The organism is Polaromonas sp., from assembly GCF_030682935.1.
GTDB lineage: Bacteria > Pseudomonadota > Gammaproteobacteria > Burkholderiales > Burkholderiaceae_C > Polaromonas.
Genome location: NZ_JAUXNA010000154.1, coordinates 1 through 8,606, shown reverse-complemented (window position 1 = coordinate 8,606; position 8,606 = coordinate 1). Strand labels below are relative to the sequence as shown.

General features: G+C 59.7%; 9 protein-coding genes and 1 pseudogene. 3 read left to right on the top strand and 7 right to left on the bottom strand.

Features of this window, described 5'->3' with window-relative positions; all coding sequences use genetic code 11:
• Both Q8K05_RS07275 and Q8K05_RS07270 read left to right on the top strand, forming a co-directional pair.
• Positions 1 to 231, top strand: a pseudogene (locus Q8K05_RS07275) (ribonucleotide-diphosphate reductase subunit beta); the annotation flags it as partial.
• A gap of 189 nt (positions 232 to 420) precedes the next feature.
• Positions 421 to 1,038 carry a histone H1-like DNA-binding protein gene (locus Q8K05_RS07270; protein ID WP_305245837.1) on the top strand — a complete coding sequence of 206 codons (618 nt, stop codon included), beginning with the start codon at positions 421 to 423 and terminating at the stop codon, positions 1,036 to 1,038.
• Positions 1,039 to 1,160: 122 nt separating this feature from the next.
• Here the strand turns inward: Q8K05_RS07270 and Q8K05_RS07265 are convergent, their stop codons facing one another.
• From Q8K05_RS07265 to Q8K05_RS07235, 7 genes are all read right to left on the bottom strand, one after another.
• On the bottom strand, positions 1,161 to 2,063 hold the full coding sequence (locus Q8K05_RS07265) for a carbohydrate kinase family protein (RefSeq protein WP_305245836.1): 903 nt from the start codon (positions 2,061 to 2,063) through the stop codon (positions 1,161 to 1,163).
• Between the two features lie 16 nt (positions 2,064 to 2,079).
• The gene (locus Q8K05_RS07260) at positions 2,080 to 3,219 is read right to left on the bottom strand and encodes a DUF3426 domain-containing protein (RefSeq protein ID WP_305245835.1); all 1,140 of its coding nucleotides are present in this window, start codon (positions 3,217 to 3,219) and stop codon (positions 2,080 to 2,082) included.
• 78 nt (positions 3,220 to 3,297) lie between these two features.
• The gene (prmA, locus tag Q8K05_RS07255) at positions 3,298 to 4,188 is read right to left on the bottom strand and encodes a 50S ribosomal protein L11 methyltransferase (protein WP_305245840.1); all 891 of its coding nucleotides are present in this window, start codon (positions 4,186 to 4,188) and stop codon (positions 3,298 to 3,300) included.
• 15 nt (positions 4,189 to 4,203) lie between these two features.
• Positions 4,204 to 5,553 (bottom strand): acetyl-CoA carboxylase biotin carboxylase subunit, encoded by a 1,350-nt coding sequence (accC, locus tag Q8K05_RS07250; protein ID WP_305245834.1) that lies wholly within the window; start codon positions 5,551 to 5,553, stop codon positions 4,204 to 4,206.
• 50 nt (positions 5,554 to 5,603) lie between these two features.
• The gene (gene accB / locus Q8K05_RS07245) at positions 5,604 to 6,044 is read right to left on the bottom strand and encodes an acetyl-CoA carboxylase biotin carboxyl carrier protein (protein ID WP_305245833.1); all 441 of its coding nucleotides are present in this window, start codon (positions 6,042 to 6,044) and stop codon (positions 5,604 to 5,606) included.
• A 414-nt stretch (positions 6,045 to 6,458) separates the two neighbouring features.
• Positions 6,459 to 6,992 carry a TlpA disulfide reductase family protein gene (locus tag Q8K05_RS07240; protein WP_305245832.1) on the bottom strand — a complete coding sequence of 178 codons (534 nt, stop codon included), beginning with the start codon at positions 6,990 to 6,992 and terminating at the stop codon, positions 6,459 to 6,461.
• Entirely contained in the window at positions 6,989 to 7,603 is a 615-nt protein-coding gene (locus tag Q8K05_RS07235) for a hypothetical protein (protein ID WP_305245839.1), read from the bottom strand. Before Q8K05_RS07235 ends, Q8K05_RS07240 begins: the two co-directional genes overlap by 4 nt.
• Before the next feature lie 220 nt (positions 7,604 to 7,823).
• On the opposite strand from Q8K05_RS07235, the gene mpl reads away from it, so the two are divergent.
• On the top strand, positions 7,824 to 8,606 hold a 783-nt coding region (gene mpl, locus Q8K05_RS07230; protein WP_305245831.1), incomplete at its 3' end, for a UDP-N-acetylmuramate:L-alanyl-gamma-D-glutamyl-meso-diaminopimelate ligase.

Sequence of the window (8,606 nt, the reverse complement as noted above, 5' to 3'; positions counted from 1 at the left end):
GAAGACACCATGCCGCGCGGTGTGCTGGGGCTAAACGCCTCCATGTTCAAGGGCTACCTCCGCTACATCGCCAATCGCCGCGCTACCCAAATTGGACTTGAAACCCTCTTCCCCAACGAGGAGAATCCGTTTCCGTGGATGAGCGAAATGATTGACCTGAAAAAAGAACGAAACTTTTTTGAAACCCGTGTGATTGAGTACCAATCGGGTGGTGCCCTTTCCTGGGACTGACTGATACAAGACACCAACAACAATGATTTTTAAATTTGCAATGAACCATGACAGCACCCCAGAGTGCGCGCTGGTCCTTGCTCCTGTGTTCGCGGCGCTGGGCTCTCATTATCGACAGCCCAACGCCTTGAATCGCTTCTCGTCCTCCAAGCGTGAAGTGCTCTTAGCAACGTGATCGAGGAGAAAACTATGGCAACTGCGAAAAAACCTGCGGCTAAAAAAGCCGCCCCCCAGAAAGCGCCGGCTAAAAAAGTAGCGGCCAAGAAAGCACCCGCGACAAAAGTAACAGCGACAAAAGCGCCGATTGCAAAAGCGCCGGCTAAAAAAGTACCTGCCAAAAAAGCGAGCGCTGTAAAAACGCCAGCGAAAAAAGTGGCCGCTAAACCAGTAGTCGCCAAAAAAGCGCCCGCAAAAAAGGCACCCGCCAAAAAAGTAGCGGCGACAAAAACGCCTGCGAAAAAAGTGGTTGCCAAAAAGGTCGCTGCAAAAAAGGCACCTGCTGCAAAAGCCCCCGCCAAAAAAGTAACCGCCACAAAATTGCCCGCAAAAAAGGCAGCTGCAAAAAAAGTAGTCGCTCCCAAAGCGCCCGCCAAAAAAGTAGCAGTTGCCAAGCCCGCCGCAAAAAAAGCAACCCCTGCCAAGCCGGTAGCCAAGCCGGCACCCAAGCCCGTCGCAAAAAAGCCTGCTGCGAAGAAAGTCACAAAAAAGCCCGCGGTCAAAGCATCTGGAGCAACCGCTACCCCGGCGGCTCAGACGATCCTGAACCCACAAGCGGCCTGGCCGTTTCCGACAGCCAGCAAGCCATAAGCCGTCACGGTTTTCTGCTGGAGGCCCGATGTCGCAAGATGTCGGGCTTTTTTATGCCTCACCGGCATTCATGCCGGAAATTGCTATTAATTCAATAGCTGTCAGCGCACGTAGCTATTGGGCTAAGACTGTATTTTATCGAAATCCAGGGTGTAGTTTTGTCCGCCACGGCTGGCGATCTTGTGCGCACCCACCCGGTTCCCCAGCGTAGCGCAGCGGACCAGCGACCAGCCCTGCTCCAGCCCGAACAGCAGCGCCCCACGGAACGCATCACCGCAGCCTGTTGGATCAATTACAGCTTCAGCCTTCACAGGGGCTACCGCTGTTTTTTCACCGTCCACCCAGACCTCGCACCCCTCGGCACCCAGCGTCACCACCAAGCCCTGCACGCGCCGGGAAATCTCGGCGCAGGACAGCCCCGTGCGGTCACTGAGCATTCTGGCTTCGTAATCATTGACCGTCACCCAGCTTGCAAGCTCCACGAAATGAGCAAGTTCCTGGCCGTCAAACATGGGCAAGCCCTGGCCCGGATCAAATACAAACGGGATACCCGCCGCCTTGAACTGTTCGGCATGCTGCAGCATGGCATCGCGACCGTCCGGCGAAATAATGCCCAGCTTGATATCACTGCGCGCCTCGATCCGGCTGATGTGGGCCTGCATCATCGCGCCCGGGTGAAACGCCGTGATCTGGTTGTTGTCGCGGTCGGTCATGATCATGGCCTGTGCGGTGTAGGTATCACCGACTTCACGGACAAATTCGGTGCTGATGCCCAGTGTTTGCAGGCGTGCCACGTAGTCAGCACCGTCGGCACCGACCGTGGCCATGGGCAAGGGCGTGCCGCCGAGTTGCTGCAGGCTGTAAGCGACGTTACCGGCGCACCCACCGAATTCACGCCGCAGGGCGGGCACCAGAAAAGACACGTTGAGGATGTGCAACTGGTCGGGCAGTATCTGCTCGGAAAAGCGGCCCTCGAAAGTCATGATGGTGTCAAACGCCAGGGAGCCACAAATTACAGCAGACATTCAGTTCTCAGTTCAATCAGGGATAAAAAGCCAGAATACGGTAGCCCGCCACCCGCAAGGGAACGGATGCCAAGGAAGGCGCGGAAGAGTCCGATGATGGCGCGCTCGCAGGCTCGCCATCGCCCGATACGTTCATGGTGACGGTGCCAGCCAGCACCGAATGAGCGGCCAGCGTGCCAGTGCTAACGCCAAACTGCGCGGGCGCCAGCACGCGGCGCACCAGCGCGTGGTCCCGGGTATCGGTCAGGGTGACCTCCAGCGAGGGCGTTTCCAGGGGGATGGCGCCGGTATTCTTGAACGCAAAACTGAGGCGATAAACATCAGGGCCGAGCCTGTTGAAGCTTGAACTGTCAATCACCACCGACTCGATATGGCGTGGCAGCCGGACGTCACAACGCAGCGCAGCGCAAAGCGTCTGCAGCAGGGGCGCAAGCCGCGGTTGCAGCGCCGCCAGGGTGTCTTTTTGCTGCATCGTCCACTGCAAAGCCAGCGCCGCCAGCAACAAGAGCGACAGCGCGCCCAGCGACCACCGTGCCAGGGGCTTTTTCCAGAAGGCTTTGCGCCGTGCATCGCGTACAAAAGAGACATCGTCTGGCGTCTCGTCATTCGCCACGTCGATAGGCGCTACGTCGGCATCCACCGACGTGGAATCGGCCAAGTCCGGGATCTCGACACCAGAGGCATCGACACTGGCGGTGTGCACCAGGTCCGGACGGTGCGGTGGAACGTCGACATTTTCCGCCTGGGTCTCCAGGTAGGGAGATTTTTGTCGCGCCTGCTTCCAGCTTGCCGGGTCAAAATCGTCAGCGCTCTCCTGCGCATTATCTTGTCCGGCCAGTGCAGGCATCAAGGGCAACCTGTCAGCAAACGACTTGCCGTGGTCCGGCGTTGGCGCCATGGAGGCCGCGATGGGCTCGGGCGGAGCCCCTGATTCTGGCGCACCATGCGACTGGGCCGCCTGCCCGATCGCGGCGACGTCATCAGACGTCAAGACCGGAGGCGCGAGCGCCACAGCGTCATCCGCCAGCAGATACGCTGACGCATCAAACACCTCGGCGCAATGCCCGCAGCGCACCCAGCCTTGCGAGACTTTGAGTTGATCGGCCACGACTTTGAACATCGTGCCGCAGGCGGGGCAGCGCGTAATCAGGCTCATTTAGCGCCGTATTGTAGGAGGTCGTTGCCGGGAAACTGCGGCTGCGGGGCAAGGTTTATGCGTGCGTTCGACGAGCACTCAAAACTGCGCAGTCATCAGGATCCAGCCGTCCTCCTGCTGGTGCACCTGAAGCTGGCAATAGGGCAAATAGGCCGCCTTGAGTTCATCGGCCTGGCGCTCCAGAATGCCTGCAAGCACCAGATTCCCGCCCTTTTCAACATGCGCGCACAGCAGCGGCGCCAACACCCTCAGCGGCGTTGCCAAAATATTGGCCAGCACCGTCTGGTAGGCGCCGACCGCCTTGTCGGGCAATCCCGCCTGCAGACGGGCATGATTGGCCTCGGCATTGGCCCGCGTGGCCCCGACAGCCGCTTCGTCAATGTCAACGGCATCAATGTCCAGCGCGCCAAACTTGGCCGCGCCGATGGCCAGGATGCCTGAGCCGCAACCGTAGTCCAGAACCCGCCCCAGCGACTTGCCTGCGGCGCCCTGCCCGGCTAGCCATTGCAGGCACATGCGCGTGGTCGGGTGGGTTCCCGTGCCGAAGGCCAGCCCCGGATCGAGCCGTATCACTTGCTTCGCTTGCGCAGGAGGCTCATGCCAGGTTGGAACAATCCAGAAATCCGGCGTGATTTCAACGGGGGTGAACTGCGACTGCGTCAGCCGCACCCAGTCCTGTTCGGGCACGGCTTGCACGGCCACCAGCTGGCAACCGGCAAAAAATTCCTGAAGCGCCAGCACCGAGGCGGCATCCCGGGCCAAAGCCTCGGTCGCAAACAGCGCCACCATGCGCGAACGCTCCCAGCCCGCTTTGGGCGGCGGCATGCCGGGCTCGCCAAACAAAGCCTGCTCGGCCGGTGTATGGGCATCGGCGTCTTCCACCGAGACGCTGAGCGCATCCAGCGCATCCAGCGCCTCACTGAGCGTCTCGACCTCGTGGACCGGCGCCAGCAGAATCAGTTCGTACATGCTCATCGCAAGGCCTTAACGTTCGCGCTTTGACAACCACTCTTCAAGGTAGTGGATGTTGGTGCCCCCGTCCATGAACTTGGCGTCCACCATGAGTTCGCGGTGCAGCGGAATATTGGTGTTGATGCCCTCGACCACGGTTTCAGCCAGCGCGGTGCTCATGCGGGCCAGCGCCTGCTCGCGCGTGTCGCCGTGGACAATGATCTTGCCAATCATCGAGTCATAGTTGGGCGGCACGAAGTAGTTGGCATAAATATGCGAATCCACCCGCACCCCCGGGCCGCCCGGTGTGTGCCAGGTGGTGATGCGCCCTGGCGAGGGGGTGAACTTGTACGGATCTTCCGCATTGATGCGGCATTCAATCGCATGCCCCCTGAGCTGGACATCGCGCTGGGCAAAAGGCAGTTTGACACCGGCCGCCACCATGATCTGGGTCCTCACGATGTCAATGCCCGTGATCAACTCCGTGACCGGATGCTCGACCTGCACGCGCGTGTTCATCTCGATGAAATAGAACTCACCGTTTTCGTAGAGGAATTCAAACGTGCCAACGCCGCGGTAGCCGATTTTCTTGACGGCCGCGACGCAGCGGTCGCCTATTCGCTCAATATGCTTGCGCGGAATGCCTGGCGCAGGCGCTTCCTCAATGATTTTTTGGTGGCGACGCTGCATGGAGCAGTCGCGCTCGCCAAGCCAGACCGCATTTTTGTACTGGTCAGCCAGAATCTGGATCTCGATGTGCCGCGGGTTCTGCAGGAATTTCTCCATGTAGACCTCGGGATTGCCAAAGGCCGCTCCAGCTTCGGCCTTGGTGGTTTGCACCGCGTGCAGCAGGGCCGCTTCGGTATGTACCACGCGCATGCCGCGCCCGCCGCCGCCGCCAGCAGCCTTGATGATGACCGGGTAGCCGATCTGCTTGGCGGTGCGCTTGATGATGACCGGGTCATCGGGCAGCGCGCCTTCAGAGCCGGGCACGCACGGCACGCCCGCCTTGATCATGGTCTGCTTGGCCGACACCTTGTCACCCATCATGCGGATCGACTCCGGTGAAGGGCCAATAAACTTGAAACCGCTCTTTTCGACCCGCTCTGCAAAGTCCGCGTTCTCGCTCAGGAAGCCGTAGCCGGGGTGAATGGCTTCGGCGTCAGTCACCTCGGCCGCCGAAATAATGGCAGGCATATTGAGATAGCTCAGAGCCGAAGCAGCGGGCCCGATACACACCGCCTCGTCAGCCAGCTTGATGTATTTCGCCTCGCGGTCCGCTTCGGAATAAACCATCACGGCCTTGATGCCGAGTTCCCGGCAGGCGCGCTGAATCCGCAAAGCGATCTCTCCGCGGTTAGCGATCAGTATTTTTTTGAACATGCGTCGAAGGGCCTGGTCTGGCTGGTTGTGCAAGCGGGCAGCGCGCCTGCTTATTCAATGATGAAGAGGGGCTGTCCGTATTCCACGGCCTGGCCATTTTCTGAAAGAATCCTGGTCACGCTGCCCGCCTTGTCGGCTTCGAGCTCGTTAACAATCTTCATGGCCTCAATGATGCAGATCGTCTCACCTTCCTTGACCACCGTGCCGAGTTCGACAAAGGGCTTGGCGCCGGGGCTGGCGGAACGGTAGAAAGTGCCCACCATGGGCGACTTGACGGCGTGACCGACCGGAGCCGCTGGCGCAGCTTCGGCCACAGCCGAAACGCCCGCCACGGGGGCGGCCACCATGGCCACGGCAGGCTGATGCATCACAACAGGAGCACCACTGGATTTGACAATGCGTACCTTGCCCTCGGCTTCGGTAATCTCAAGTTCAGACACGTTAGACTCTGAAACCAGGTCGATCAGTGTCTTGAGTTTTCTTAAATCCATAGATTCTCTCCAACGACGGTAGGTGCTGGCGCGAAGACTTCAGCACGCAGCTTTAAATTCATCTGGAAGCCGGCCTGGACACCCAAGCACACACCGAACTTCCTTCTTTTTTCACTTACTCTCTGCTTTTACGCCTTAAAGCACCTATCAGTTAACTATTTCGCGTGACAGCGGCCTGACAGGCTCGGCAAAGCGCAGAGTTTACCTCAAGCCAGGACCGGCAAAACCAGCCCCCGGGGTTTAAGTCGCACAGCGCAGCCTACGTCCAAAGTGATGAGAAAAGGACAATTAAGCGAAAATACCGCAATTTCGAAACACTCGCGGCACCTTGCAGGCGCGCCTGCACCCTTGACCAGAACCCGCGCTGGTCATCGGCTGTTGGCTGTTGGCTGTTGGCTGTTGGCTGTTTGAGGACTATTTGAGTTTGGCCCAGAGCGCCAAGTCTTCTGGCGAAACTTGGCCAAGCTTGCGGTGAAGCAACTGGCCGGACGCGCCAAACACCACCGAAAAAGGCAAGCCCCCCGTCTGGTTGCCCAGCGACTTGCTCAGTTCAGTTCCTGCCAAGCCCGCCATGCCGACCGGGAAATTCAGTGGTTTGCTTTGCAGCCAGGTCCGCACCGCGCTGGGCTGGTCAACGGCCAGGCCCACGACCTGAATGTTTTTGTCCTTGTTTTCCTGGTAGAAGTAGTCCAGTAAAGGAAGCTCTTCAACGCAAGGAGGGCACCAGGTGGCCCAGAAATTCACCAGCACCACCTTGCCGCGAAAACTGCTCATGGGCAGATTCTTGCCGTCCGGGGTATCAAAATTCAGATTCCAGAACGACTCGGCCGCCCTCTCAGGCTCGCCGGCCACCACATCGTGGGGCTGGAATTTCCACCAGGCCGCACCGGCACCGGCTATACCTGCCGCCGTCGCGACGCCGCCATAAAGCATATTTCTGCGTTTCACTTGCTTGGTTCCAAAAGAGATTCAAAAGGGGTAGACAGCAATTTTTGCACGGCGGCCAGGTCGCCGCGCGGCGTGCGGCCTTTGGCGTCTGGCCGCAAGGCGCCGCGCAGGTCGTCGTGGTCGTAGACCATCAAGTGCACGCCAACCGTCTCATTCAGGGGTTTGCACGCACTGCGCAGGCTCAGCGCTTCCACACTGCCGCCGGTAAAGCCGGTGACGGTGCGCGGCTCGTAAGCGACGTTGTGCTCGATCAGGGCAATTTCGGCCGACTTCGGGTCGTCGCAAAACAGCTGGATGTAGATATCGGACAGCCGCGTGGCCGTTCCGTGCCAGACAGCGCCTGCCAGATAGGGCCGAAATTGCTTCAAGCGCTCCATCCAGACCAGCGCCAGCGCGCGCAGGGCCGCCAGTTCGGCGGGCTGGGTGTCGGCGAAAAACAGCGTAATGTACTCGCGCACAGCGTCTTCCAGCTCCTCGTTGCCAGGCAATTCGGTGCGTGCAGGCAGCGCCAACTGCTTGATCGCGCGGCGTTTGGCAGGACCGTATTCCAGTCCTTCCTCAACCACCAGCGCGGCGGCGGTGGCGGCAATTTCAGATTTGAGGGTATGCAAGTTCAAGGGCGACTGGCTGGAGGGCCAGAAGCGAATAGTTAAGGAGACTCGTCAGCGCGCAAACGATTGCGCACAAGTTAGTCCCGTGTCAGCGGCTAAAGTTCAAAGTCACCAGGAATGCTATTAAATATAGAGCAGATCACATCCGCCAGCATTGCATCAAAAGCCTTTTCCGTTTAAACCCAAGAGCGTGCATCGGAGCCTCCCTAAAATATCGGCCATGCACATACATATTTTGGGGATTTGCGGCACCTTCATGGGCGGCTTGGCGGCTTTGGCGCGCGAGGCGGGGCACCAGGTCACGGGCTGCGACACCAGCGTCTATCCGCCCATGAGCGACCAATTGCGCGCCCTGGGGATTGAGTTGATTGAAGGCTACAGCGCCGACCAGCTGGCCCAAGCCGGTTTTCGGCCCGACATGTTTGTCGTGGGCAATGTCGTGTCGCGGGCGACGCTGGCCGATGGAGCCCCGAAATTTCCGCTGATGGAAGCCATTTTGGACCGTGGCCTGCCCTATACCAGCGGCCCGCAATGGCTGGCCGAACATGTGCTGCAGGGCCGCCACGTCCTCGCTGTGGCCGGCACCCACGGCAAAACCACCACCACCGCCATGCTGGCCTGGATACTGGAGCACGCCGGGCTCCAGCCCGGCTTTTTGGTCGGTGGCGTGCCGCTCAACTTTGGCGTGTCGGCCCGCCTGGGCCAGGGCACAACCTTTGTCATCGAGGCGGACGAATACGACACCGCGTTTTTCGACAAGCGCAGCAAATTCGTGCATTACCGTCCGCGCACCGCCATTCTGAACAACCTGGAGTTCGACCACGCCGACATTTTTGACGACCTGGCGGCCATCGAACGCCAGTTTCATCACCTGGTGCGCACCGTCCCCTCACAAGGGCGCGTGGTCGTGAATGCCACACAGGACAGTCTGCAGCGCGTGCTGGCCCAGGGTTGCTGGAGTGAGCAAGTACGCTTTGGCGGCAGCCCGCGGAATCAAGGTGGC

Bases quoted from the DNA above. Each gene is read 5' to 3' on its own strand.
- prmA (WP_305245840.1), bottom strand. From the start codon at position 4,188: ATGTACGAACTGATTCTGCTGGCGCCGGTCCACGAGGTCGAGACGCTC.
- Q8K05_RS07265 (WP_305245836.1), bottom strand. From the start codon at position 2,063: ATGTCTGCTGTAATTTGTGGCTCCCTGGCGTTTGACACCATCATGACT.
- accC (WP_305245834.1), bottom strand. From the start codon at position 5,553: ATGTTCAAAAAAATACTGATCGCTAACCGCGGAGAGATCGCTTTGCGG.
- Q8K05_RS07260 (WP_305245835.1), bottom strand. From the start codon at position 3,219: ATGAGCCTGATTACGCGCTGCCCCGCCTGCGGCACGATGTTCAAAGTC.
- accB (WP_305245833.1), bottom strand. From the start codon at position 6,044: ATGGATTTAAGAAAACTCAAGACACTGATCGACCTGGTTTCAGAGTCT.
- Q8K05_RS07270 (WP_305245837.1), top strand. From the start codon at position 421: ATGGCAACTGCGAAAAAACCTGCGGCTAAAAAAGCCGCCCCCCAGAAA.